Genomic DNA, 25253 nt, shown 5'->3' with positions numbered 1-25253 from the left:
TCCACCGCAGGCCGACGCGTCCGCCGAAGGGATGACGGCAGACGCGATGAGTGCACAAAAAAGCGTGAATCGAACGGCGGGACCATTCATGGAAGGACCTCCTCGGGAAGGCTGCGCCGGCGCGCCCCGTCGCTCATCGGGCGCTGCCGATCGACTGTGACAACGCTCGAGGAAAAAATGTTGCTCCCCCGATCGCGATCTCGAGGGGAGGCGCGCCGTGCTCCCGCGCAGCTCGCCGTGCTCCCGCGCAGCTCGCCGTGCTCCAGCGCAGCTCGCCGTGCTCCCGCGCAGCAGATGAGAGCGCCCGTGTGAGCAAAGGTGCGCCGGTGCGATACGGTGGTTGCCTTGGTGCGCGGCCCGGTGTCCAATGCGGGCCTTCCAAGGAGATCCGGCATGTTGAAGAAGCGGCGCGTCGCGATCGCGGTCCTGCTGGCCCTCGCCAGCGCGCTCGCGGGGTGTAACAGCAGCAGCAAGAAGGCCGACTGCGCGAGCCCCGAGGTGTTCTGCGTGGGCCTCGTCACCGACATGGGCAAGATCGACGACAAGTCGTTCAACCAGTCGGCCTGGGAGGCGCTCCAGCGGGCGCAGAAGGAGCTCGGCGCCACGACGCAGTACATCGAGACGACGGATCCGAAGGACTACCCAAAGAACATCGCGACGTTCGCCGAGGAGCGGTACGACGTGGTCGTCACGTCGGGCTTCGGGCTCACGGAGGCGACGCGCGCCGCGGCGGATCAGTTCAGCGGCGTCAAGTTCATCGGCATCGACCAGTTCCAGAGCGCGACCAAGCCGAACGTCGTGGGCCTGGTCTTCCCCGAGGACCACGGCGGCTTCCTCGTCGGCGCGCTGGCCGCGATGATGACCAAGACGGGGAAGATCGGCGCCGTGCTCGCCACCGACGCCGTCCCGCCCGTGTGGCGCTTCGGGGAGGGTTTCCGCGCCGGCGCGCGCCACGTCAAGCCCGACATCGAGCTCAGCGTCGTCTATCACAACGACGTCGGCTTCGATAAGACGTTTACCGATCCCGAGTGGGGGAAGACGACCGCCGTCTCGATGATCGACAAGGGGGTCGATATCGTCTTCGGCGGCGGCGGCAAGACGGGCAACGGCGCGCTGCTCGGCGCGGCCACGAAGGGCGTTTACGCCATCGGCGTCGACACCGACCAGTACTTCACGGTGCCCGAGGCCCAGAAGGTCCTGCTCTCCAGCGCCGTCAAGCTCATCTCCGACGGCACCTTCGACCTCATCAAGTCGGCCAAGGAGGGGAAGCTGCCGTCGGGGAACTTCCAGGGCAAGTCCGGGTATGCGCCGTATCACGATCTCGACGCCAAGGTCCCCGCCGAGGTGAAGGCGAAGATGGAGGAGCTCCGGAAAGGGCTGCTCGACGGGACGCTCAAGACGGCGGTGCCGCCGGCCAAGGGGCCGTGATCGCCCTGGGCTCTTGAGGATGCGAGAGAAGCTGATCCGGCCCCTCCGGCCGCTGCTCCTGCCGGCCCTCTCGGTGTTCACCGCGATGGTCCTGGGCGGCGTCCTCATCGCCTTGGCCGGGGGCAACCCGATCGAGGCCTACGCCGGCATGCTCGAGGGCGCGCTCGGGTCGCCGCGGGCGGTGAGCGAGACGCTCGTCTGGGCGACGCCGTACATCCTGGCCGGCCTGTCGGTCTCGCTGGCGCTCAAGGGCGGCCTCTTCAACATCGGCGCGGAGGGGCAGCTCGCGCTCGGGGCGCTCTCCGCGGCCTGGGCGGGCCACTGGCTGCCGCAGCTCGTGGGCGGCGGCCTGCCCGCGGCGCTGCACGTCCCTTTGACGCTGCTCCTCGGCGCGCTCGCGGGCGGGCTGTGGGCCGCGGTGCCGGGCTGGATCAAGGCGCGCGCCGGGGGACACGAGGTGATCAGCACGATCATGCTCAACTATGTCGCCCTCAACGCGGTCAGCTTCCTCCTGAACGGCCCGATGAAGGATCCGGGCGCGTCCAACGTGCTCTCCCGCACGCCGCTCATCGACGAGAGCGCGCGCATCCCGGCGCTCGTGGACGGCTTCCGGCTGCACTGGGGCTTCCCGCTCGCCCTGCTCGCGGCGGCGCTCGTCGGGTGGGCGCTCCGGCGGACGACGTTCGGCTTCGAGATCCGCACGGCCGGGCAGAGCCCCGACGCCGCGCGCTACGCCGGCGTGCGGGTGAGCCGCACCGTGATCGCGACCATGGCGCTCTCGGGCGCCTTCGCCGGGCTGGCAGGCTCCATCGAGGTGAGCGCGCTGCACCACCGGCACGAGCTCGGGTTCTCGCAGGGCTACGGCTTCGACGCGATCGCCATCGCCCTGCTCGGCAAGGCGCACCCCGGCGGGACGGTGCTGGCGGCTTTGCTGTTCAGCGTGATGCGCAGCGGCGCGACCCGGATGCAGTACCTGACGCAGGTGCCGATCGACGTGATCTCCATCATCCAGGCGCTGATCCTGCTCTTCGTCGCGGCGGACGCCCTGGTCAGGCGCATCTACCGCGTCCGGGGCGAGCACGAGCGGCTCGTGCTCACGCGCGGGTGGGGCGGCTAGCGCGCCGGATCGAGCGAGGGGACCGGAGCGGGGAACGGGAGCAGGGAAGGACGAAGATGGGCTATCGACGCTACGCATTCATCGCGGTGGTCGTGGGCGTGCTGGTCCTCGTCGTGACGCTGGTCGGCGCGTCGCAGGTGCCGCCGCTGACGATCGTGGCCAGCATGGCGGCCACGACGCTCGCCGTCGCCACCCCGCTCACCCTGGGCGCCCTCTCGGGCGTCTTCTGCGAGCGCTCCGGGGTCGTCAACCTCGGCATCGAGGGCATGATGCTCGCGGCGGCGTTCTCGGGCTGGTTCGGGTCGATCTACGCGAGCTCGATCCTGGGCTTCCCGCCGCTGCCGAGCCTGCTGCTCGGCGTCGTGATCGCGGTCGCCACCGGCGCCGCGCTGGGGCTCTTGCTGGCCGCGCTTGCGGTGACCTTCTCGGTGGACCAGATCCTCGCGGGGACGGTGATCAACTTGCTCGCCGTGGGGCTCACCGGCTTCTTCAACCGCCAGCTCTTCTTCGGGTCGGGCAGCGTGTTCGGCGGGCAGGTGCCTCACGCGCCGGGCGTCCTTCCGCGCATCGGCGTCCCGCTGCTCGCGGACATCCCGGTCGTGGGCCCCGTGTTCGAGCAGCAGCCGATCGCCGTCGCCGCCATCGCGCTGGTCGCGCTGACGCACCTCGTGCTCTTCCGCACGCGGTGGGGCCTGCGCGCGCGGGCCGTGGGCGAGCACCCCCGCGCGGCCGCGACGGTCGGGATCGACGTGGCCCGCGTGCGCTACGTGAACGTCGTGATCGGCGGCGCGATAGCCGGGCTCGGCGGGGCGTATTTCACGCTGGAGTCGGTGCCGTCCTTCGAGCCGCTGATGACGAACGGGCGCGGCTTCATCTCGCTCGCGGCGATGATCTTCGGCGACTGGACGCCGTTCGGCTCGTGGGCCGCGGCGCTCGTCTTCGGCGCGGCGCAGGCGTTCCAGATCAACCTGCAGCTCTTCCGCGACCAGATCCCGCCGTCGTGGTCGTTCCTGCAGCAATCGTCGGTCGTCGGGCTGGTGCCCTATCTCCTGACGCTGCTGCTTTTGACCGGCGTCATCGGCAAGACCACGCCGCCGGCCGCCGACGGCCTGCCGTACGAGCGGGAGGGGCGGCGGTGACGGCCGTCCTCGAGGCCCGGGGGATCACCCGGCGGTTCTCCGGCGTCCTGGCGAACGACAAGGTCGATCTCGACCTCCGAAAGGGCGAGATCCACGCCCTGCTCGGGGAGAACGGCGCTGGCAAGTCGACCCTGATGAACATCCTCTACGGGCTCTTGCGCCCGGACGAGGGGTCGCTCCTCCGGAGCGGGCGCCCGGTTGCGCTGCGCTCGCCGATCGACGCGATCGCGCTCGGGATCGGCATGGTGCACCAGCACTTCATGCTGATCCCGGTGTTCACGGTGGCCGAGAACGTCGTGCTCGGCGCGGAGCCGGTGCGCGGGGCCCTGCTCGACCGCCGGCGCGCGAGCGCCGAGGTCCGCGAGCTCTCGGCGCGCCACGGGCTGGACGTCGATCCCGACGCCCGGGTGGAGGACCTCCCGGTCGGCGTGCAGCAGCGGGTGGAGATCCTCAAGGCTCTTTACCGGAAGGCGGAGATCCTGATCCTCGACGAGCCGACGGCCGTGCTCACGCCCCAGGAGGCGGACGAGCTGTTCCGCGTGCTGCGGGGGCTGACGGCGCGGGGGGTCTCGGTCCTGTTCATCACGCACAAGCTCAGGGAGGTGCTCGCTGTCGCGGACCGGGTGACGGTCATGCGCGCCGGGCGCGTGGTGGGCGCCGCGATCCCGGCCGAGACGGACGAGCGCGGCCTGGCGGCGATGATGGTGGGCCGCGAGGTGGCGCTCCAGGTGAGCAAGGCCCCGGCGAGCCCCAAGGACGTCGTGCTCGAGGTGCAGCGCCTCGGCGTCGCGGGCCGCCGCGGATCGGGCGCCGACGTGGTGCGCGAGGTGAGCTTCTCGGTGCGCGCCGGCGAGATCCTGGGGATTGCCGGCGTGCAGGGCAACGGCCAGACCGAGCTCTGCGAGGCCATCACCGGCCTCTCGCCGCCCCGCGCCGGGCGCGTGCTCCTCCGGGGCCGCGACGTCACCGGCGCGCTGCCCCGCGCCCTGATCGAGCGCGGCGTCTCGCACGTGCCCGAGGACCGCCAGCGCCACGGGCTCGTGCTCTCGTACGCGATCGCGGACAACCTCGTGCTGTGCACCTACTACAAGGCTCCCTTCGCCGTGCGGGGCGTGCTCCGCGACGACGCCCGCGAGGAGAACGCGAGGCGGTTGATAAAGACCTTTGACATCCGCGCGCCCGGCCCGGGGACGCCCGTCTCCGCGCTGTCGGGCGGCAACCAGCAGAAGGTGATCCTCGCCCGGGAGATGAGCCGCCCCGTCGAGCTGCTCGTGGCCAGCCAGCCGACCCGGGGCGTGGACGTCGGGTCGATCGAGCACATCCACCGCGAGATCGTGGCGGCGCGTGACGCGGGGGCGGCGGTGCTGCTCGTGTCGGCGGAGCTCGACGAGATCCTGGCGCTGTCGGACAGGATCGCGGTCATGTACCGGGGCGAGATCGTGGCGACGCGGGACGCGGGCGCCGTATCGCGGACGGAGCTCGGGATGCTGATGGCCGGGGTGCTCCCCGGCGAGGAGGCCCCGCCGCCCGCCGCGGAGGAGGTCGACGCATGAGGGGGAGGGCGCTGCGCGCGCTGGCCGTGGCGGCGCCGCTCGCGGCGGCGGCCGCGGCCTCGTTCGCGCCGCCGTCCGCCGCCGCGCCGACGCTGGAGCAGTACCGGTATTTCCGGGCGCTCTCCCTCGATCTGAAGGGGCGGCTCCCGACGCGCGAGGAGCTCGCAGAGCTCGAGTCGCCGGGCTTCGATCTGGACGCCTGGATAGAGCGCCACCTCGACGGCCCGGGGTATGCCGAGCGGCTCACGCGCATCTACATGGATGTCCTGCGGCTCGAGCTCGGCCCGGCGGGGCTGTTCACGCCGCCTGCGACGACGCTCCGCCGGGTGCAGGTGCTCGGCCCGGAGGGCAAGCCGCTCTATGTCTATTACCGCGTCAACCAGCGCCGCCTGAACCCGGTGATCGACGGCGAGTTCTGCTTCTCCGACGCCGAGAGCGGGCTCGGGGTGGCGGCCTACGCGCCCATCAAGGGGACGCCCGCCCGCATCTCCCAGCGGCTGCTCGACGAGCGGACGACGCTCGTGCGCCCCTACTGGCTCTATCGCGATTACCTCTCCGTCGTCCCGACGCAGCGTTATGGCGACGGGTGGAAGGACCCGGACAGCGCCTATGTCCCGCTGCCGCAGCTCCTTGTCGAGCCGGACGGCAAGACGCCGACCGTCGAGGTCCGGGTCTGCAAGGAAGAGGCGCAGACGGCCGAGGTCGGCCACATCTACGCGAGCGACATCCCCCCGCCGCCGAAGGGGGCTCCGCTGCCGCCGGGCCGCGCGCGCCCGCCGGTGCGCGAGGATCGTTATGCGAAGGCGCACCGGGGCGAGCCGATCTCGTGCCGGAGCGCGCTCGCGCCCGTGATGAGCGTCGATTGCGGCTGCGGCATCGGCCTCGAGCATTGCTTGCCCGCCGACAGCGCGGGCAGGGATCCGCGCGCCTTCGTGCTGCCGGCGAATACCCCGCTCGGCATCGAGGATCCCATCGGCTCCGCGCCGCACACGATCAGCGGCTGGAACAAGTTCTGGTGGTCGCAGGAGGCGATTCACACGATGAATCACGTCTTCGCGGCGGATCGCGATTTCCGGGAGATCCTCACCGGTCGTTATACGTTCATCAACGGGCCGCTCGCGCAGTTTTACCGGTCGAGCGCGCCCGCGGCGTGCTGCTCGCTGCATCCATCGTATGGGATGCGCGAGGACGAGGCGCCCCTGTTCTTGCCGGGCGCGGTGCCGCCGGTCGTCGCGCCGCATGACGTCTCGACCTGGACGTTCATCCCCGATCGCGGGCCGCGCGCGGCGGGGATCCTCACGACGCCGGTGTTCCTCACGAAGTATTCCTCGCGGCGCGCGCGGGCGGCGGCGCTCTACAGCGCGTTCCTGTGCAAGAGCTTCACGGCCGAGCACGCGGAGCTCCCGCCGTCGGAGGAGCCCGATCTCATGATCCGGCCGGGCTGCGCGAGCTGTCATGCGACGCTGGAGCCGCTCGCGGCGTATTTCACGCGGGTCGAGGAGACGACGTGGACCTATCTGCCCGCCGAGCGGTTCCCGATCGAGAACCCGGTGTGCAAGCTGAACGCGGAGGGGAAGACGGGGCAATCGTGCCAGCGCTTCTATGACCCTGTGTTCTCGAGCCGGGAGCGCGGCGTGCTGCGGGGCGCCTATGCCTCGGCGGATCACGCCGAGCGCGGCCCGGCCGGCGCCGCGGCCGATCTCACGCGTATGCCGGAGTTCGCGTCGTGCGCGGTCGCGCGCGTCACAGAGTCGTTCCTGGGGCGGCCCCTGCGCGAGGAGGACGAGGCGCTGCTCGGCGCGCTGCGCGAGCGGTTCGTGTCGCGCGGCTACCGGATGCGGCCGCTGGTCGAGGCGATCGTCCGCTCGCCGGCATATGCGCGCGCGAGCAACGTGCGGCCTGCGCTGGAGCGGGGAGGGGCGGTGAGGGGCGAGGCGGAGCGGGGCGGGGCGGCGAAGGGCGGGGCGGGGGAGCGGGGCGGCGGGACGCGCGGCGAGGGGGCGCGGTGATGCAGGGCCGGGGGAGGGCGCCCGGGCGGACGGGGGCCTTCGCCCTCGCTGGCGTGGCCGCGGTGGCCGCGCTGGCCGGCGCGTGCGGCCCGCCGGAGGCCATTGCGCCGCGGCCTGCTGCGCCGCTCCGGGAGACGGGGCGCGTCGCGCAGAGCCGGGCTCCGAGGGAGGATCTGCGGCTTATCCCTGCCGAGGCGTACCTGAGGACGTATCTCCGGCTCTTCGGCGGCCTCGCGCCCGCCGAGGTCGAGCGCCGCGCGCGGGGGGACGACAAGGCAGCGCTGTTCGACACGTGGGGCGACTACCTCGCGGCGCTCGGGCTCCCGGATCACGGCCTGGATCTCCCGCGCGCCACGCAGACCAACGCGCTCATGCTGGCGGCGTTCGAGCGGCTCGGGATCGCGCTCTGCGACCGCGCCCTGGAGCACGATCTCAAGGCGAAGGAGCGCGTCCCGATCGAGCGGCGGCTGATCTTCGCGTTCGATCTGCCCGCGCAGGACCCGGACGAGGCGGCGTTCGCCCCGCGCTTCGACGTGCTGCACCGGACGTTCCTGAGCTACCCGGCACGCCTCGCGCCGCCGGATCGGCAGGGGAAGTTCTTCGCGCTGTACGAGGGGACGGTCGCGCGGCACCGCGCGAAGGGCGCGGCGAGGTCGCGGTTCTCGCCGGAGGAGGCGGGGTGGGCGGCCGTCTGTTACGGGCTCGTGCGGCACCCGGAGTTTCATCTGTATTAGGGGTACTATCAGCGGGCTCACGGCGCGGCCGGCGCCGCGCGTGGCTCCGGCCGCGCCGGTCGTGACCTACTCGTCGCACTCCTTGACGTGAAACAGAGCGGAGACGAGCAGCGCGGGATGGCCGTCGAGGGCTCGCTGCAGCTCGCAATCGCCCGTCGAGAACTCCACCTCGCGCGGGTCGCTGCCGATCGTCGCCACGACGTGGCAAAAGCCATCGTAGAAATCCTCTCCTGCGTGCATCGTGACATTCGGTAGAGGTTCGCCGCCGTCATCCTCGCGCTTGACGAGCAATACAATTGAGCTGATCGGCGGGTCGTCGTCGCGCGCGCGGTCCAGGGACATCTCCGGCAAGGAGTCTTTCAGGTAGCACCCCGTCGACCACCTCTCCCCTGTTTTCACGAACCTCCGTCCATCATCGCCGGTATCGTAGCTCAGCGTTTCACCGTCGAGGGAGACGACCGCCTTCCCCGCGATGTCCGGATGGTTGGCGCACGCCATCGCTGGCAGCGACAGCACGGCCAGGAGCGTGAGCCGCGCGCTCGACATGGACATCGTCATCCGCCTCACGGGGTGTCCCACCAGATCTCGGAATAGGAACATACGATGTGCGGCTCGCGTTGCTCCAGGGTGCCAAGCACGGCAGCGACGCTGGGGGAGCAGGCGCCTGGCTCTTCCTCCACGAGCGTGGCGCGCATCGCGCTGAGCGGGAGGGGTGAGGTGACGTCCGCGCAGGCCGTCTCCCCGAGGCCGACGGGGAGCCCCGCGTCCATGCGGTCGCTGCATGCGCTGTCCCCATACAAGCCGACGTCGGCGACGCACCTGCCCCCCGCTGGGAGACCACACTCGCACGGAGCGCAGGCGCGGTTGTCGATCAGCTGTTCGAAGAACTCGTGTCGTGTCAGGCCACGCCTGCAGGTCCCCTCGCTGCTGGCCTGCATGCAGGGGATGAACCCCGGCGGTTCCTGCGCCGTGTTGCCGGCGCACACCCGGACGAACCTTGCAGGAACGGGCGGCGGCTCGAATGTCGCCGAGGGGGTGCACGGCGAGAGTGACGGCGGCACGTAGACGACGGACGCGAAATCGTCCGGCTGGACGGGCGACGGGAGCGCAGCGCACGTCCCATCCCATCCCGCTCCGGCGTCGAGCGCGATCGAGGTGCTTCCGCCTGGGCAGGTCATCGCGTTCACCATGACCGTGGAGGGCAGCTCGCACGCCGCCGGACCGCATTCGCACGCATCGCACGTGTCCGGCAGCCCCTTAGGCGCGTCAACCATCCAGCCTTCCCACTTCGGCGGCTGGCCGTCGATACAGGGAGGCGCATCGTCCTCCGCACCTACCCACATCCACAGCACTGGAGCCGAATCGGCCGGCGGCGGCAGCAGCGGCACAAACCACTCGTCTTCGCACGCGAGCAGCGTTATCGCGGAGACGAACAGCAACATCGGACGCCGCATCAGAAAGGCCTCCGTGCCAGCGTCGGCATGCTCACTCGCTGACGGTCCAAAGCGACATCGCCGACGCTCACCATCGAACGCGAAGCTCCGCGCCGTGCGCCGTCACTCGAATCTGCGCGTCGTTCGGCAACCAGACGTACACGAGGGTGGCCGCGCCTGCTGCCGCCCCAGCGATCAACGCGCTGGTACCCAGGAGACGCATCAGCTTCTCGTTTGCGGCAGCATCGATCATCTCGTTGTAGTCGGGTTGAAATGCGGGGTCGACCGCGCCCATCACCCGGGCATGATGTCGAGCCGCCGTCGCCTCCTGCCCGTACCCCTGCGCGCTCTGCAAGCACACGGTGCCTGCCACCAAGAACCCGACCGAGGCCACCGCGCCCGTCGTGACGATCCGGAAGTCCGGCCCGGGCCGGCCTGCGCCCTGCGGCGGCCCTTTTTGTGTCGCAGGCCCGGGCGCTCCAGGCCCGGAAGCCCTCTTCGGCGGCTGAGCGTGGTCCTCCGGCGCTTGTGCCGGCTTGTCGAACGTGAGCGGCACTTGCTTCGACTCGCCCGCCTCCACCCTCACACCCGCGCGCGCGACCTGCCCCTCCTGCCCGACCGCCATCACCTCGTGCTGGCCAGGCCTCACGTAGACGCGGCTGCCGTCCTTCAGCCCCCGGCCGTTCACGAACATGCCCACGACGCCGGGCGGCGGCATGAGGACCACCTCACCCACGCGCCGCCGGGCCCGGGCGAGGTCGGCGTGCCGGTGGTCATACAGGCGCCGCTCCACCTCCGTGCGCGGGGCCGGCATGTGCTCGACGCACTGCGAGAGCTCCACAACGGCCTCCTCCCAGCGGCCCATCCGCAGGTCGAGCTGCCCCATGTTGCACATCGCGACGTTCGACCGCTCGATATCGTACACCTCGCCCCACAGCTCCCGGGCTCGCGCGACGTCGAGCCGATCCAGCGCCGCCCCCGCCTCGCGAATGAGCTCCTTGACGGCTCGTGAGCGCTTCGGAGGCGCCTCCGCACGCGCGGAAGCAGCCGCGAGCAGCAACACTGCCCACGACGGAAGCCAGGATGCTGATCGAGGACCTCGCACGCTCCACCTCGGGCGCGCCAACGCACGTGACCGCGCGCCAGCGTCACGCTCGCTCTCTACCATCCTCCGTGTGTGCCTGGCCAGCGTTCCCGGCGCGTGAGCGATGCCACGAGGCACCTGGCGTTGCATTGCATTTCGGCGACGAAATTTCTCATCCCACCCGCATCGATGGCCGGCTCATCCTTCCGGAATCGCACCCGCGCGGAGGATGGCCCTTGGACGGGACGGTGCGAAGGAGGTCGCAGCGCGCTACCGCCGGGTTGACGAACACCTCCACCGGCGGGCGCTCCGCTGTCCGCGTCTGAGCACCAGGATTGCTGTCAGGATCATCGGCTGCCCCTCGCCGCCGCGCGCACCGCCACCTGCTTGCCGCTGAACGCCACCGCGAGCGCGTGCACCGGAGACGCGCCAGCGGCGCGGAGCTCGGCCGTGTAGTCCCTGCGGTCGATCTGCGACAGCCCCTCTTCCAGCGCTTGCTCCAGCGTCTGGCCGCCTCGCGCCACCTTCATCTCCAGCACGACGCCGGGTTTGCCCGGCTGTCGGGGCCGCACCAGCACGTCGGGCCTCCCTTCGCCGGACTCGCGGTTGGACCGCACCTCGTAGTCGGGCTCCAGCGTGGCGAGCAGGCCTGCGACGAACCCGTGATAGACCTCCTCCGGGCCGAGGCGGCGCGCCTCATGGTACGAGAGGACGTTCACGACGAACGCCCGGAGCTGCTCTTCGAAGGTGGCCACATCGCCGCTCAGCAGCGCCCGCACCAGCCGCCGCGAGCTCGCGCCCTGCCCGGACAGCCGCCCCTCCATCCAGTCGCGGAAGGTGCTGATATAGACCTCGCGCACCTCGTCGTTCGGGATCGACAATCGATACGCCGGCACGAGGGTCGTCCCCGCCTCGACCGCCTCGGCGCGCAGGTACCCCGAGAACACGAGCAGGGCAAAGAGCGCTCGCGGGCTGCCCGGCAGCTGGTCGAAGGCCACGTTCTCGTCGAGCCGCTGCTCGATCGCGCCCCCCTCGAGCAAGATGGCGATGTCGTCCTCGACGTCGAGCGCGTGGTGCACCAGCAAATCTCTGATGAGCTCGTTCGCGCTGGTCGACACCCAGTAGCTGCGGGTGCGCCTGTCGTCGCTGGCCAGGAAGCTCAGCACGGACCAGGGATTGTAGACCACGGTCTCGCCGAAGATGTAGCCGTTGTAGGCCTTGCGGACGCTCTCGAGCCTGTCGAGCGCGCTCCCGTCCTTGAGGAGCGCGATCACCTCGGGCTCGGTGAAGCCGAAGCAGGTGGAGAACTCGGTGCGCAGGAGCGAATAGACACCGATGTTGTTGAGGCCCGAGAAGATGCTCTCCCTCGCGATCCGCAGGACGCCCGTGAGAACGGCCCTGGACAGGTGAGGGTTGTCCTTGATCCCGCCGGTCAGGAAGGCGCGGAAGAAGTCGAGGACCTCGCGGGCGTAGCCCCCGACGAAGCCGGCGTGGATCGGCTCGTCGTACTCGTCGATCAGGATGATGACCTTCTCGCCGGAGGCGCGGTGCAGATACGCGGAGAGATCGAAGAGCGCGCGCTGATAGAGGACTTCGTCCGCGGTGCCGTCGAGGATGGCGCGGTAATCGCGCGCCTCGCGCTCGCTCAGGGCGTCCCCGTCGAGGAGCGCCCGGTGCTCGTCGAACAGCGCCTCGATCTTCTTCTGGATGGCCTTCCAGCACGCCTCGAAGGCGGGCGCCTTGACGTCCCGGAAGGTCATGAACACGACCGGATAGCGCTGGAAGTGCGCCCGGTACGCTTCGCCCGCGCGCCAGATAGAGAGATCCTCGAACAGGTGCGAGAGGTCCTCGTCGCGCCTCTCGAAGAAGTACCGGAGCATCGACAGGTTCAGCGTCTTGCCGAAGCGCCGCGGCCGCAGGAGCAGGAGCCCCACGAGCCCTGGGCGGTCGAGGAGCTCCTGGATGAGGTGCGATTTGTCGACGTAGGCGAGCCCGCGCTCGCGCAGATCGCGGAAGTCGGAGATGCCGAGAGCGACGTACTGAACCATGGGGGCGCTCGACGGGCGGGGCATCACGAGCATGGAGGAAGGGCGAGCTCAGTAGCAAGCGGGCAGCGCCGGCCGTCAGCGTGCGCCGCTCTGGCCGCCAGCGCGCGCCTACCAACCCAGAGGCCGTCACGAAGGCGGCACGCACGAGCTCGTTCGACGGCAATGTCGTGCGGGCGCGCGCGGCCGCGAAGGGTATCCTGAGCCGCGCGCCCGATGCCTCGCCACGACCCCCGCCCCCGCCCCCGCCGCCTCGCCGTCCCGCGCCGCGCGCTGCTCGAGGCCGCCGCGGGCGCGGCGCTCGCCGGCGTCCTCGGCCTGCCGGCGCGCGCGCTCGCGGCGCAGGGCAAGGCCGCGGAGGACGAGTTCTTCCTCTTCATCCACGCGTCCGGCGGCTGGGACGTGACGCTCTGGGCCGATCCTCGGAACGAGGCCAGGGGCCTCGTGAGCCCCGCGACGACCGACAACACGGACACCGCGGGGCTCCGCCTCTGGGTCGACGCGCCCGCGGCCGGCGGCGCGAAGAGCTTCGCGCCGGTCACGCCCAGGGGCTCGAGCCTCGTGTTCGGCCCCGGCATCGGCGCCCTCGCGGACATGCACGACCGGCTGTGCATCCTCAACGGCCTGGCGATGAACACCGTGAGCCACCCCGATGGCACGGCGTTCTCGACCACGGGACGGCACCTCAGCGGCGGCCGCACCGTGGCCTCGAGTGTCGACGCGATCTGCGGGAGCGAGCTCGGCGCGGGCCAGACCTTCCCCGTCGTCTCGGTCCAGTTCCCCTCGGCGTTCGTCGGCGACCGCCTCGATCGGCGCGCCGTCCCGCTCATGGTCGGGGAGATCGGCACCCTCAGCCGCTCGCTCTCCCGCGCGCGCCACTACGACACCGACGAGGACCGCGCCGCGGTGACCGCGCTCCTCTCCGAGGAGGCCAGGTCCCTCGCCGCGCGATCCAGTCACACCGACGCCCTGCGCGGCTTCGCCATCCAGGCGGAAGGGCTGGGCACGATGCTGAGCTCAGGCCTCCAGGAGGTGTTCTCCAGGGGCAAGCTCATCCAGGCGCACCCGGAGTTCAACCACGCGGCCCGCTACGCCAGGCAAGCGGCCGTCAACGCCGCGTTCGCGATCGAGGCCATGCGGCGGAACGTTGTGCGCTGCGTGAGCTTCTCGAGCAGCGGGTTCGACACGCACACGAGCACCTACCGCCAGCACGCGGCCACCCAGCAGGAGCTCTTCGACCTGATCGCCGCCCTCCTCGGCTCGCTCGACAAGACCCCGCACCCGACCCGGGCCGGCAAGAAGCTCTCGGATCACACCCACATCCTCGTGACGAGCGACTTCTGCCGCACGCCCCAGCTCAACACGGCGATGGGCCGCGACCACTACCCCAACAACTCCGCCATGGTGATCTCCCCGCGCTTCCGCGGGAGCTTCGCGTTCGGCAAGACCGACCCCGAGCAGCTCCTGCCGGCCCCGGCGAAGACGTTCCAGGGCGGGCCGCGGCCGATCGCCCCGCCGGATCTGCTCGCCACCTTCCTGTTCGCCTTCGGCATCTCCCCGCGCGAGCACCTGCGCGACGGCGAGGTGGTACCGGAGCTGCTCCGGTCGCCGTGACGCTCCTCCGCCGAGCGGCGTCGGCCGCCGCGCTGGCGCTCTCGTCCTGCGCGCCGGCGCTCTCGTCCTCTGCGCTGGCGCTCTCGTCCTCCGCGTTAGCGCTCTCGTCCTCCGCGCTGGCGCTCTCGCTCGCCGGATGCGCGTTGCAGGCCGCGGCGCCCCTCCCGCCGCTCGTCGTGCGCGAGGTCGTGTGGCCGTCCCCGGGGGAGCTCGGCCCGGTGCGCGCGGTCGCCGACGACGGGCGCCGCGTCGTGGTGTTCCACGACGGCGCCGCGGCCGTCTTCGTGAACGGCGCGCTCGCCAGGGTGGAGCGCGCGCCCCACCGCTGGGTGAGCGCCGCGGCCCTGCCCGCGCCCGACGGCTACGGCACGTGGATCGTCGGCGTCGACGCCGAGGGCCGGCTGCTCCGGCTCCCGGGCCAGGGGGCCTTCGAGGTCGTCTCCGACCGCTACGGCCTCGAGCGCGCCGCGGTGCGGTCCGCGATCGGCCTCGGCGAGGGCGGCGCCACCTTCGCGCTGGACCGCGAGATCGCGGTGGCGGACGGCGAGACCGTCACGCGCTACGCGACGGGCCCGCTCGCGACGCTCGCGGCGGGGGCCGGGCGCGTGGCCTTCTCGGCCGGGGGCGATGGGCTCGGCGCCCTCGACGTCGCCACGAGGGCGCTGCGATCGTACCCGCTCCCGGCGGACGGCGTCGCGCCGCTGCTCGCCCTGACGGGCGCGGGCGCGCTGCTCGCGGCGACGCCCGATGCGCTCTACGCGGAGGATGGCGCCGGTGTCCTGCGCCTCCGGTTCCGGGCGCGCGCCGCGCTCCACGGGCTCGCCGTCTCCGGCGACCGCGCGTGGTTCGCCGACGGCGACGAGCTCGGCGTGCTCGAGCAGGCCGGCGCGCGCGAGACCCACGGCGCGCCCCTCCCGCAGGGCGGCAGGCTCGTCGGCTCGCCGAGCGGCGACGTGTGGCTGCTCGCGTCGGGCGCCCTCCGGCGCTTCGCCGCAGAGGACGGCGCCGGGACCGCCTGGGGCGAGATCGCGCCCGTGTTCGCCCGCGCGTGCGCGCGCTGCCACCGCCCGCGCGGCGAGGGCGGCGTCGACCTCTCCACGCCCGCAGCGTGGGCCTCGCTCCGCGAGGCCATCGCGCGCCGGGTCGTGGACGAGCGGAATATGCCGCCCCCGGGATACGCGCTGTCCGAGGCCGACCGCGCGCGCATCCGCGCCTTCGTCGGGCGCGCAGGGCCGCCCGCGCGGCCGTGATGTGAGCTCGCCGCCGTGGCCGCGATGCGCGCTCGCCCACGCGGCCGTGAGGCGCGCTCGCCGCCGCCGCGCGCCCGTCTTGCGCTACCCTGGGGCACCATCGCGAAGAGGAGAGCTGTCTGATGATGTCGTTCAGCCCGGATCCGCGCGTCGCAGAGCAGCAGATGCACGCCATCATCTACTACCTCACGGGGTTCGGGTACATCGACGGCGAGCTCGATCCGACCGAGAAGTCCTTCATCCGCGGCTACATCCACGACCTCGTCCGGCAGCGCGCGCGCGACGCCCTCGCCGGCGAGGCCCAGGAGAACCAGGACGTCGTCGGCCGGTGGACCAGCCACTTCCACGAGGTCTTCTCCGAGATCGACCACCAGATCCAGAGCCATTTCACCGAGAGCGTCGCCGAGGGAGAGGACCCGAAGGACTTCGTCCTCTCCAAGATCAAGCTCCGCTGCTTCGAGCTCCTCGACGGCTTCGACGACGACAACCGGAAGGCGCTGCTCGCGACCGTCGACGAGCTCATGCTCGCCGACGGCGTCGTCCACCCGAACGAGCAGCGGTTCCGCGACGAGCTCTCGTCGCTCCTGTCGGCGTCCCCGATCGAGATCGACGACGTCGACATCGAGACGATCGAGCAGGGCGCGGTGGTGATCGATCCGGCCACGCGCAAGCAGGCGCGCGAGGTCGATCACCCGTTCTTCAAGGCGTTCGAGTGGGACTACGCCAGCGACGCAGCCACGTTCGCGGAGCAGGCCAAGGTCGACATGGACCTGATGCGCAGGTTCGAGGCGAAGCTCGAGGAGCAGCGCGCGCGCGGCGCGGGCCGGCTCGACGGCGCGGCGGATTTCGCGGGCTTCGCCGGGCAGGCGCCCTTCCTCGACGGCCACGTCTACGTCGCCTCGCCCGACCCCGCCGAGGACGTCGAACTCCTGGTCATCGGCGATCTGCACGGCTGCTACTCGTGCCTCAAGGGGGCGCTGATGCAGGCCGACTTCTTCGCCAAGGTGCAGGCCCACCGCGACGACCCCGCGAACCACCCGCGGATGATGCTGGTGTTCCTCGGCGACTACATCGATCGCGGCAGGTTCAGCTACAACGGGATCCTGCGCACGGTGATGCAGCTCTTCCTCGCCGCGCCCGAGAGCGTCTTCGTGCTGCGCGGCAACCACGAGTACTACGTCGAGCTGAACGGCCGCGTCCTCGCGCCGGTGCGGCCCTCCGAGGCGATGAGCTCGCTCGCGGCCATCGCGCCGAACGAGGTGTTCGCCGCCTACATGCGCCTCTTCGAGGCGCTCCCCAACATGCTGATCTTCGACCGGATCCTCTTCGTCCACGCGGGGATCCCGCGCGACGAGACCATCGCCGCCCGGTGGACGTCGGTGTCCTCGCTCAACGACCCGGAGATCCGGTTCCAGATGCTCTGGAGCGACCCCAGCGAGGTCGACGCGATCCCCGCGGAGCTCCAGAAGTCCACGGCGCGCTTCCCCTTCGGCAAGCGGCAGTTCAAGAGCTTCATGCAGAAGCTCGGCTGTACCACGCTGATCCGCGGCCACGAGCGCGTCCCGGAGGGCTTCCGCGTCGTGCACGACGACCCCGACGGGGTGCTGCTCACCCTGTTCTCCGCGGGCGGGAAGACCAACGACGACCTGCCGCTGACCAGCAACTACCGCGAGGTCACGCCGATGGCCCTCACCATCCGGTACAAGGGCGGCGTCAGCCAGTTGACCCCGTTCGCGATCGAGTACGAGCGGTACAACGATCCCAAGTACAACGCGTTTTTCCGCGAGCAGCTGCCGCCGCTCCATCCGTAGGACGTGATGCGCCTGCTCGATCCCTGTCGGCGGGATCTCCTCGCTGCTGCGGATTCCCTCGTCGTCTCCGCGCCCGCGCTCGGCGCGCTCGCGCTCGCCGCGCTCGCCGCGGTGGCGGGTGATGCCCGCGCCGACACCGCGGCGAGCGCGGGCGGCGTCGAGCTCGACTGGATCGCGCCCGGGGAATGCGCGGATCGAGGGCGCGTGCTGGCCGAGATCGAGCAGCGCCTCGGGCGGTCATCCGAGGCGAACGGCGAGCCGCCGCTGAAGGCGCGCGCGGTGGTGTCCCGGAACGGGCGCGGGTCGTGGGACCTCCGCCTCTCGACGACGCTCGGCGAGACGACACGGTCGCGCGAGCTCCACGGCGAGACCTGCGCCGAGCTCGCGGACGCGGCGGCGCTGATCATCGCGCTCGCCATCGATCCCGACGCAGCGAGCCGCGGCACCCCGACGGCGGAGCCGAACACCGGCGCGGCGCCCGGCGACATCTCCGGCGCGGATCCAGGCGCCGACGGGGATCCGGGCGCCGGCGCCTCGGCGGCGGCGGACGCATCTCCGGACGCGCCCACCGCCGCCGAGGCGCCGCCTGCGGCCTCACCCTCGCCAGGGGCCAGCGCGGCCCCGGCGCAGGGCCCGTCGCGCCCCCTCGAGCTGCGCGGCACGCTCAGGGCCTCCGGTGTCCTCGACACCGCCTCGCTCCCGGCGGTCGCCCCGGGGGCCGGCATCGCCGCGGGCATGCTGATCGGAGCCGTCCGCGTCGAGCTCTCCGGCACCTACTTCGGCGCGCAGCAAGCGTTCGTCGAGCGGACGACGATGGGCGGCGACGTCCAGCTGACCACCGGCGGATTGCGCGTGTGTTACGCGATGCGTTATCGCTCGATCGAGCTCGGACCCTGCGCCGGCGTCGAGGTCGGCGTCATGAGCGCGGACAGCTTCGGCGCGGCGTCGCCCGGTTCGAACCGGGCGCTCTGGGTCGCGCCGCACCCCGGAGCGCTCGCGACCTTCACCCTCTCGGACCGGCTCCGCGTCCCGCTCACGATCGACGTTCCGTTCCCGGTGACGCGCGATCGGTTCGTGCTCGTCGGCATCGGCGCGGTCCACCGGAGCGCCGCCGCCACGCTCCGCGCCTCGCTGGGGGTCGAGGTGCGATTTCCGTGACGGATCCAGAGGGCGCCGGCCATGTACTTCGCGTGACGAGGACGTCCCCCGCGTCGGCGCTTCCCTTCGCGGGGTCCGTGTTCGATCCGCACTTCGGCGCCCACGACGCGCCCGTCGCCCTCGACTTCGACGCGGTCTACGACGAGCACGCCGACTTCGTCTGGCGAAACCTGCGCCGGCTCGGCGTCAGCGAGGCGAGCCTGGACGACGCCTTCCAGGACGTCTTCGTCGTGGTCCACCGGCGGCTCGGCGAGCTCGAGCCGCGGTCGAGCGTGAAGGCGTGGCTGTTCGCGATCCTCTGCCGGGTGGCGCGCGATCACCGGCGCCTCGTCCGGCGCAAGGGCGGGCTCGAGGAGCTGCCGGGCGGCGTGGCGGACCGCGGGCCGGGGCCGGCGGAGCGGCTCGAGCAGGTCGAGGCGCTGAAGCTCGTCGACGCGCTCCTCGCGGAGCTCGACGACGACAAGCGCGCGGTGCTCGTGATGGCGGAGATCGAGGAGCTGAGCGCGCCGGAGATCGCCGCGGCGCTCGACCTGAAGCTGAACACCGTCTACTCGCGGCTGCGCGCCGCGCGCCGCGAGTTCGAGCTGGCGCTGGCGAGGCGCGGGGGCGGGTGGCCATGAGCGAGCCGAGCGACAAGGCGCGCGCGCTCCTGAAGGCGGCCCGAGCGGACGGGCTCGCGCCGTCCGACAAGGCGCGGCTCCGCGCGGCGCTCGCGGGCAAGCTGGCGGTCGGCGCGCCGCAGGAGCCGTCCGGGGAGGCGCCCCCGTCGCCGCTCGCGGGCAGCGGGGCACGCGGCGGCGTGCTCGCGGGCAAGGCGGCCGGCGGCGTGCTCTCGGGCAAGATGCTCGCGGCGGGCGCGCTGATCGGCGCCGTCGCCTTCGCCGGCGGGTTCTTCACCGGCAGGGCGACCGTCGACGTCCCTCCGCCGGCCAGCGCAGCACCGCCGGCGAGCGCGCCCGCGGCGCCTCCGCCCGCGATGACACCGCCCGAGGTGGCTCCGCCCGAGGTGGCTCCGCCCGCAGCAGCTCCGGTCGACGCGCCGGCGCCGACGGCGGCGCCCCCGCCCCCGCGCGAGGCCCGCGCGGTCGCGCCGGCACCGCCGCGGCCGCTGGACCCCAGCGCGGAGGACGCCGCGCGGGCGTCCTCGACAGGGGACGGCGAACGCGGGCCGGCGCGCCCGCGCGGCGGACAGCCGGCGAGGCCGAGCACGCTCGCCGCGGAGATGGCCCTGCTGCGCGAGGCGCAGGACGCCGTGCGGGACGGCGATCCGTCGGCCGCGCTCGATCGCCTCGACGACCTCGGCGCCCGGTTTCCAGAGGGCCAGCTCCGCGAGGAGCGCATGGCCGCGCGCGTGCTCGCCCTCTGCGCCGCAGGGCGGGCGCCGGAGGCGCGCGCGGAGGCCGAGCGGCTCCTCGGCGAAGCGCCGGGCTCGGTGCACGCGGGCCGCGTCCGCGCCTCCTGCGCGTTCCGAGAAAATATCGACTGACAGAGACGGATGTTCCTCGCGCCGGCCATGTACCGATGGACCGCAAGAGACAGGAGGAACCATGAATCATTCGACTCGCGTCGCGCTCGCGTTGCTCTTCGCTGCTGCCTCGCTCGGGAACACCGGCTGTCAGCCGCAGGACCTGCCCATCGGCGGCGATGAGGCCAGCTCGGGCGGCGGTGAGGCCAGCTCCGGCGGCGAGGGATCCGACACGGCCTCCCTGCTCATCGCTCACTGGGAGGGATACGTCGAGAACTTCAAGTTCCGCTCGGGATCGGACGTGATCCAGATCGACATCGACACCGTGGAGGGCACATCGATCCAGGGGAAGGTGCGCTTCGGCACGGGAGCCTCCCTGCCCCCGGCCGTGGATCCGGACGTGCCCTATCCCGAAAACCTCGGGCTGTTCGGCGACTACAATATCGGCCTGCCTTACGAAGGGTTCGATTTCACGATGCTCGGCGCGCAGCTCACCGACCGCCGGCTGCGTTTCGCCATCGACCCCCGGGAGCTCTGGAAGGGCTGGTGCGAGCTTCAGGCGTCGTCCCCAGGCTCAGGCTCCTACGAATGCGTGCACAACGGGGGGGCGTGGGAAGAAACGTCCGAGGGCTGTTTCGCGGGCGGGCGGCCTGTCGACTGCGGATACCTCGCGCTGTGTGAAAGCGGCGTTTGCGGTTGTCGTGAGCCCGGATGCGCCGCTGCGCGCGACGTGCCCGCCTTCGATCTTCTCGTCGACCAGCAGAGGGCGGACGGCAGCATCGCGTTCGAGAGCACCACTTACAATGTCCGGCTGACGCGCGACCCCTGACGGCGATCAGCTCGGGGACCGGTCCCCTCGACGACGCCGTCATGGTGTGCCGCGCCGTCTGGCACACCGAGACCCAGCGCCCGCGCGATCCGGGCCGAGATCGGCGGGCGCATCGACCGGACGCCCAGGGCATGCCCGTTGCAACTCGCCCGGCATGCCTCGGCGCTTATCCCTGGGTCTTGGCTTGCTTAGCTCCCTTCTGCTCGCCGCAGGCTGCTCCGGAAAGGTGGATCCCGCAGGCTCGGGCGGCGGGGACCCGGGCGGAGGCGGTTCGTCTGCGGAGACCGGCGGCGGTGGCGGCGGCGGGCAATTGCCCGTCCGGTGCCTGCTCCCGGCGGATCCTGGTCCGTGTGAGGCCGCGTTCCCGAAATACTGGTACGACCCGGCCGCCGGCGCGTGCAGGGAGTTCACCTACGGCGGCTGCGAGGGCAACGAGAACCGCTTCGATTCCCTTGCCGCGTGCGAGGAGGCCTGTCGGGGCGAGCTGCCCGACATAGGCGTCTGCAACGCGCCGAGCGATTGCATCCTCGTGTCGCGGGGCTGCTGCGGCGCCTGTGACACGGCCAATGCCGAGAACTTCAGGGCCATCAACCGCGCCGGGACGAAGCTCAACGAGATCATCCAGGGGTGCGGGGGCGTCGCGTGCGGCGCGTGCCCGGAGGTCACCGAGGCGGAGCGCACGACCCAGTACTTCACCGCCACGTGCGAGGCGGGGCGCTGCGTCGTCCTCGACGTGCGCGAGTCGCCGCTGACGGAGTGCACTGTCGACTCGGACTGCGCCCTGCGCGACGGCCTCGGCTGCTGCGAGGGGTGCGACGGGACAGGCATCGTCGCCCTCAACCAGAGCGCGGAGCTCGATGCCCTGGTCTGTCCCGCCGGCATGGGCGCGTGCCCTCCGTGCGCGCCCGTGTTCCCGGGCGGGATGACGGCGGTCTGTTCGTCGGGCAGGTGTCAGCCGCAGATGCCCCCGGCACCTTGAACGACCAGGAACGACCAGCGCTCCTGGCGTGCGTGATCAGGCGCTGTCTCCTGAATCGTGGATAAGGCACTTTCCTGCGCCCACCTGGGCGCCTTCCCGTCTCGGCGCGTCATCGCCGCGCTGCGCCGATTCCGGTGAACAGCTCCGGCGCATTCGGCGGAACGGGCGGAATCGACGGGACCGACGAGACCGACGGGACCGACGGGACCGAAAGAACCGACCGCTCCACCATCGCCTCGCATTGACGCTGAGCTCTTGGCCCCGATAGCCTGTTCCATGGAGCGCTCGTAGATTCTTCTTTCTTCGAGCTCATTCACGAAGGAGCTGCCCGTGAATCGAAGCACCCCGAGGATGCTGCTCGCGGCCATCGCGCTCTCCAGCGCGGCCGCGTGCTCGGGATCGTCTGGAGACGGCGGATCGAATCCGGGCGACGGTCCCGGCACCAGCACCGGCACCGGCACCGGCCCAGGTCCCGACCCCGGCGCCCAGTGCGAGCCCGGCGTCACCGCGCCAGGCCCGACCCCGCGCCTGACGCGGCTGACGCACGCGCAGTACGACAACACCATCCGGGACCTCTTCGGCAAGGACATGAAGGCCTCGGCGGCGTTCCTCGCGGACCCGGCGTTCGAGGGGTTCAACAACAACGCCAAGGGGCTCCTCGTCTCCGACCGCCTCGCCCGCGATTACCGCCGTGCGGCGGAGACCATCGCGGCCGACGCCGTCGTCGACCAGGCCGTGCTCGGCAAGATCGTGCCGTGCGCGCCGGAGGGCGACGGCGCAGCCTGCGCCCGGCAGCTCATCCGCGAGCTCGGCAAGCGCGTCTACAGGAGGCCGCTCTCGGCGGAGCAGGAGGAGGCGTACGCCGCCGCCTACGCCCGCGGCAACGGCCTCTTCGACGCGGGCACGCCGTTCGAGCAGGGCGTGCGCCACGTCATCGAGGCGATGCTCCAGTCGCCGCACTTCCTCTACCGCATCGAGCTCAGCGAGGAGCTCGACGGCGGGGGGATCATCCCGCTCGACGCCTACGAGGTCGCGACGCGGCTCTCCTACCTGCTCTGGAACAGCCTGCCCGACGACGCGCTCCTCGAAGCGGCGGAGGGCGGCGCGCTGGGCACGCCCGAGGGCATCGAGGCCGAGGCGCGGCGCATGCTCGCCGACCCCAGGGCCACGAGCGCCCTGGACGACTTCCACGCCCAGTGGCTCCACATGAGCCGTTACGCGGATCTCTCGAAGGATCCGGCGCTCTACGAGGACTTCGACGCCAGCGTGTCCTCGGCCATGGCGGCCGAGACGAGGCAGTTCATCCGGCACGTCGTCCTCGAGATGGAGGGCGACTTCAGGACGCTGATGACGGCGCCCGTCGGCTTCGTGAACGACAGGCTCGCCCCGATCTACGGCGTGGAGGGGTCGTTCACGAGCGAGCTCGTGGAGACGCCGCTCGACCCGGCGGAGCGGGCGGGGCTCCTCACGCAGGCCGGCTTCCTGAGCTCGCACGCGTTCTTCAACAAGAGCTCGCCGATCCACCGCGGCGTGTTCATCCAGCGCCAGATCCTGTGCACCGACCTCCCGGACCCGCCGGCGGACATCAACACGACGCTGCCGCCCATTCAGGGCGAGATCAAGACGACGCGCGACCAGGTGGAGGTGCACACGTCGCCGAAGGCGTGCAACGACTGCCATGCCGTGATCAACCCGCCGGGCTTCGCGCTGGAGCACTTCGACGCGGTCGGGCGCTACCGCGCCGACGAGGACGGCGAGACGATCGACGCGACAGGCACGATCGCCGTCGGGGACGGTGAGATCAGCTTCGACGGCGCCGTGGATTTCGCGCAGCAGCTCGCGGAGAGCCCCGTCGCGCAGCGGTGTTATCTGACGAACTGGTACCGTTACGGCAATGCCCGCCAGCTCTCGCGGGAGGACGCGTGCACGATCGCCGAGCTCGACGAGAAGCTCGGCGCGTCCGGGTACAACATCAAGGAGCTGCTGGTCGCGCTCACGCAGACGAAGACGTTCAGGTACCGGGCCGTGGAAGAGGTGGACCAATGAATCGCAGAACGTTCTTGCGGGGCGCGTGCGGGGTGATGCTCGGCCTCCCGCTCCTCGAGTCGCTGCGCCCGCGCGACGCCAAGGCCGACGCGAGCGCGCCGCGCCGGTTCATCGCCTTCTTCATGTGCAACGGCGTGAACATGACCAAGTTCTTCCCGAGCACGCAGTACGGCGCGCTGACGGCCGCCTCGTTCGGGGCGACGCGGGCGATAGCGCCCCTCGCCGCGTACCGGGACAAGCTCTTGATCCCGCGGGGCATCCACATGGTGCCGCGCGGCTACGGGTTCGACCCGAGCGCGGGCGACGATCACGCGAAGGGGATGGGCTGCAAGCTCACGGCGCAGCCGCTCGTCCAGGGCACCCAGTACGCGGCGGGGATCTCGCTCGACCAGTTCATCGCGAACAAGATCAACCCGCCGGGCACGCCCGCGCTGACGCTGATGGTCGGGGCGAAGACGCCGAACGTGCGCGGGCACATCTCGTACACCGGAAGCGAGCAGCCCGTCAGCGGCGAGAACAACCCGTGGCTCGCGTACCGGGACCTGGTCGGCGGGACGGACCTCGAAGAGGAGGCGCTCGTGCGGCTCACGAAGCGCCGCGAGAGCGTGCTCGACCTGGTCTCGGTCGAGTACGAGGCCCTGCTCAAGAAGAAGCTCAGCAAGGCCGATCGCGACAAGCTCGACATGCACTTCCAGACCGTGCGCGACCTCGAGGTGGGCATGGGCGGCTCGGGGATCATCCCGCGCGAGCTCTCGCCGGAGCGAGCGGCGGAGATCGAGGGGATCGACCCGGACACGGTGGGGTTCGACGCGGAGTTCAAGAAGGTCGGGCGGATGCAGATGGACATCCTCGCGCTGGCGATCGCGACCGGCGCGACGCGGTCGGCGACGCTGCAATGGGGCTCGGGCGCGGCGGGGCCCATCTTCAAGTGGGATGGGATGGCCCACGAGTACAACCACCACAAGCTCTCGCACGGGAACACGAGGGACGACGACACCGGGAGCGCCGTCGACGGCTACGAGGAGATGCTCTTCAACATCGATCGCTGGTTCATGGGCGAGTATGTCTATCTGCTCGACCGGCTCGCGGGCTACGAGGAGGGCGGGGCGACGGTGCTCGACAACAGCGCCGTCGTGTTCATGAACGAGCTCTCCGACGGCCTGCGCCACGATTTCCGCGACCTGCCGTACATCATCGCGGGGAGCTGCGGCGGCTACTTCAAGACGGGGCAGTACATCAAGGTGACGCGGCAGTCGAGCACGGTGCAGGACAAGGACGCGCCCCACAACAAGCTGCTCACGACGCTGGCGAACGCGGTCGGCTGCACCGAGGAGGGCGGGGGGCCGATCACGAACTTCGGCTCCTTCGGTCAGTCCGGCGAGCTCGACGAGCTCAAGGCCTGATCCGGCGAGAGATTTCAACGCAAAGACGCAAAGACGCAAAGTCGCAAAAAAGAACAGATAGAGATTTCAACGCAAAGACGCAAAGACGCAAAGTCGCAAAAAAGAACAGATAGAGATTTCAACGCAGCGTCGCAAAGCCTCAAAGTCGCAAAAAAC

General features: G+C 71.3%; 20 protein-coding genes. 16 read left to right on the top strand and 4 right to left on the bottom strand.

The window, feature by feature from the left end; translation table 11 throughout:
- Positions 1 to 393 precede the first annotated feature (393 nt).
- Genes WME97_RS41745 through WME97_RS41720 form a run of 6 tightly spaced genes read left to right on the top strand, consistent with a single transcriptional unit; the run spans position 394 to position 7980 of the window.
- Positions 394 to 1428, top strand: a complete 1035-nt coding sequence (locus tag WME97_RS41745; protein WP_437546182.1) for a BMP family lipoprotein — start codon at positions 394 to 396, stop codon at positions 1426 to 1428.
- A gap of 19 nt (positions 1429 to 1447) precedes the next feature.
- The gene (locus WME97_RS41740) at positions 1448 to 2545 is read left to right on the top strand and encodes an ABC transporter permease (protein WP_437546180.1); all 1098 of its coding nucleotides are present in this window, start codon (positions 1448 to 1450) and stop codon (positions 2543 to 2545) included.
- A 56-nt stretch (positions 2546 to 2601) separates the two neighbouring features.
- Positions 2602 to 3684 (top strand): ABC transporter permease, encoded by a 1083-nt coding sequence (locus WME97_RS41735; RefSeq protein WP_437546178.1) that lies wholly within the window; start codon positions 2602 to 2604, stop codon positions 3682 to 3684.
- Positions 3681 to 5237 (top strand): ABC transporter ATP-binding protein, encoded by a 1557-nt coding sequence (locus tag WME97_RS41730; RefSeq protein ID WP_437546176.1) that lies wholly within the window; start codon positions 3681 to 3683, stop codon positions 5235 to 5237. Before WME97_RS41735 ends, WME97_RS41730 begins: the two co-directional genes overlap by 4 nt.
- On the top strand, positions 5234 to 7246 hold the full coding sequence (locus WME97_RS41725) for a DUF1585 domain-containing protein (protein ID WP_437546175.1): 2013 nt from the start codon (positions 5234 to 5236) through the stop codon (positions 7244 to 7246). Before WME97_RS41730 ends, WME97_RS41725 begins: the two co-directional genes overlap by 4 nt.
- Positions 7246 to 7980 carry a hypothetical protein gene (locus WME97_RS41720; RefSeq protein ID WP_437546173.1) on the top strand — a complete coding sequence of 245 codons (735 nt, stop codon included), beginning with the start codon at positions 7246 to 7248 and terminating at the stop codon, positions 7978 to 7980. Before WME97_RS41725 ends, WME97_RS41720 begins: the two co-directional genes overlap by 1 nt.
- Positions 7981 to 8046: 66 nt before the next feature.
- Here the strand turns inward: WME97_RS41720 and WME97_RS41715 are convergent, their stop codons facing one another.
- From WME97_RS41715 to WME97_RS41700, 4 genes are all read right to left on the bottom strand, one after another.
- Positions 8047 to 8532: a hypothetical protein gene (locus WME97_RS41715; RefSeq protein ID WP_437546171.1), complete on the bottom strand. Its 486-nt coding sequence runs from the start codon at positions 8530 to 8532 to the stop codon at positions 8047 to 8049.
- Between the two features lie 11 nt (positions 8533 to 8543).
- Positions 8544 to 9254, bottom strand: a complete 711-nt coding sequence (locus WME97_RS41710) for a hypothetical protein (protein WP_437546169.1) — start codon at positions 9252 to 9254, stop codon at positions 8544 to 8546.
- Positions 9255 to 9501: 247 nt separating this feature from the next.
- Entirely contained in the window at positions 9502 to 10476 is a 975-nt protein-coding gene (locus WME97_RS41705; protein WP_437546167.1) for a tetratricopeptide repeat protein, read from the bottom strand.
- Between the two features lie 368 nt (positions 10477 to 10844).
- Positions 10845 to 12545 carry an AAA family ATPase gene (locus WME97_RS41700; protein WP_437546165.1) on the bottom strand — a complete coding sequence of 567 codons (1701 nt, stop codon included), beginning with the start codon at positions 12543 to 12545 and terminating at the stop codon, positions 10845 to 10847.
- 213 nt (positions 12546 to 12758) lie between these two features.
- On the opposite strand from WME97_RS41700, the gene WME97_RS41695 reads away from it, so the two are divergent.
- The 10 genes from WME97_RS41695 (at position 12759) to WME97_RS41650 (ending at position 25097) form a co-directional block, all read left to right on the top strand.
- Positions 12759 to 14156 (top strand): DUF1501 domain-containing protein, encoded by a 1398-nt coding sequence (locus WME97_RS41695; protein ID WP_437546163.1) that lies wholly within the window; start codon positions 12759 to 12761, stop codon positions 14154 to 14156.
- Positions 14153 to 15406, top strand: coding sequence for a c-type cytochrome (locus WME97_RS41690; protein ID WP_437546161.1), 1254 nt, complete (start codon positions 14153 to 14155; stop codon positions 15404 to 15406). The genes WME97_RS41695 and WME97_RS41690 overlap by 4 nt, the downstream gene beginning before the upstream one ends.
- 122 nt (positions 15407 to 15528) lie before the next feature.
- Positions 15529 to 17217 (top strand): metallophosphoesterase family protein, encoded by a 1689-nt coding sequence (locus tag WME97_RS41685; RefSeq protein ID WP_437546159.1) that lies wholly within the window; start codon positions 15529 to 15531, stop codon positions 17215 to 17217.
- Positions 17218 to 17223: 6 nt separating this feature from the next.
- A complete protein-coding gene (locus WME97_RS41680) occupies positions 17224 to 18375 on the top strand; it encodes a hypothetical protein (protein WP_437546157.1) in 1152 nt (383 codons plus the stop codon).
- Positions 18372 to 18995, top strand: a complete 624-nt coding sequence (locus WME97_RS41675; RefSeq protein WP_437546155.1) for an RNA polymerase sigma factor — start codon at positions 18372 to 18374, stop codon at positions 18993 to 18995. Before WME97_RS41680 ends, WME97_RS41675 begins: the two co-directional genes overlap by 4 nt.
- Positions 18992 to 19861 (top strand): hypothetical protein, encoded by an 870-nt coding sequence (locus WME97_RS41670; protein WP_437546153.1) that lies wholly within the window; start codon positions 18992 to 18994, stop codon positions 19859 to 19861. The genes WME97_RS41675 and WME97_RS41670 overlap by 4 nt, the downstream gene beginning before the upstream one ends.
- A 61-nt stretch (positions 19862 to 19922) precedes the next feature.
- On the top strand, positions 19923 to 20669 hold the full coding sequence (locus WME97_RS41665) for a hypothetical protein (protein ID WP_437546151.1): 747 nt from the start codon (positions 19923 to 19925) through the stop codon (positions 20667 to 20669).
- Between the two features lie 184 nt (positions 20670 to 20853).
- The gene (locus tag WME97_RS41660; RefSeq protein WP_437546149.1) at positions 20854 to 21648 is read left to right on the top strand and encodes a BPTI/Kunitz domain-containing protein; all 795 of its coding nucleotides are present in this window, start codon (positions 20854 to 20856) and stop codon (positions 21646 to 21648) included.
- A gap of 330 nt (positions 21649 to 21978) precedes the next feature.
- A complete protein-coding gene (locus WME97_RS41655; protein ID WP_437546148.1) occupies positions 21979 to 23694 on the top strand; it encodes a DUF1592 domain-containing protein in 1716 nt (571 codons plus the stop codon).
- Positions 23691 to 25097, top strand: a complete 1407-nt coding sequence (locus tag WME97_RS41650; RefSeq protein ID WP_437546146.1) for a DUF1552 domain-containing protein — start codon at positions 23691 to 23693, stop codon at positions 25095 to 25097. The genes WME97_RS41655 and WME97_RS41650 overlap by 4 nt, the downstream gene beginning before the upstream one ends.
- The last annotated feature ends 156 nt before the right edge of the window (positions 25098 to 25253 follow it).

This window comes from Sorangium sp. So ce367 (assembly GCF_051520455.1).
Lineage (GTDB): Bacteria > Myxococcota_A > Polyangia > Polyangiales > Polyangiaceae > Sorangium > Sorangium cellulosum_B.
This window is presented reverse-complemented; position numbering and strand designations above follow the sequence as displayed.

Coding starts and splice junctions, on each gene's coding strand:
- WME97_RS41745 (WP_437546182.1), top strand. CDS start 394: ATGTTGAAGAAGCGGCGCGTCGCGATCGCGGTCCTGCTGGCCCTCGCC.
- WME97_RS41740 (WP_437546180.1), top strand. CDS start 1,448: ATGCGAGAGAAGCTGATCCGGCCCCTCCGGCCGCTGCTCCTGCCGGCC.
- WME97_RS41735 (WP_437546178.1), top strand. CDS start 2,602: ATGGGCTATCGACGCTACGCATTCATCGCGGTGGTCGTGGGCGTGCTG.
- WME97_RS41725 (WP_437546175.1), top strand. CDS start 5,234: ATGAGGGGGAGGGCGCTGCGCGCGCTGGCCGTGGCGGCGCCGCTCGCG.
- WME97_RS41720 (WP_437546173.1), top strand. CDS start 7,246: ATGCAGGGCCGGGGGAGGGCGCCCGGGCGGACGGGGGCCTTCGCCCTC.
- WME97_RS41715 (WP_437546171.1), bottom strand. CDS start 8,532: ATGTCCATGTCGAGCGCGCGGCTCACGCTCCTGGCCGTGCTGTCGCTG.
- WME97_RS41710 (WP_437546169.1), bottom strand. CDS start 9,254: ATGGTTGACGCGCCTAAGGGGCTGCCGGACACGTGCGATGCGTGCGAA.
- WME97_RS41700 (WP_437546165.1), bottom strand. CDS start 12,545: ATGGTTCAGTACGTCGCTCTCGGCATCTCCGACTTCCGCGATCTGCGC.
- WME97_RS41695 (WP_437546163.1), top strand. CDS start 12,759: ATGCCTCGCCACGACCCCCGCCCCCGCCCCCGCCGCCTCGCCGTCCCG.
- WME97_RS41685 (WP_437546159.1), top strand. CDS start 15,529: ATGATGTCGTTCAGCCCGGATCCGCGCGTCGCAGAGCAGCAGATGCAC.
- WME97_RS41680 (WP_437546157.1), top strand. CDS start 17,224: ATGCGCCTGCTCGATCCCTGTCGGCGGGATCTCCTCGCTGCTGCGGAT.
- WME97_RS41670 (WP_437546153.1), top strand. CDS start 18,992: ATGAGCGAGCCGAGCGACAAGGCGCGCGCGCTCCTGAAGGCGGCCCGA.
- WME97_RS41665 (WP_437546151.1), top strand. CDS start 19,923: ATGAATCATTCGACTCGCGTCGCGCTCGCGTTGCTCTTCGCTGCTGCC.
- WME97_RS41650 (WP_437546146.1), top strand. CDS start 23,691: ATGAATCGCAGAACGTTCTTGCGGGGCGCGTGCGGGGTGATGCTCGGC.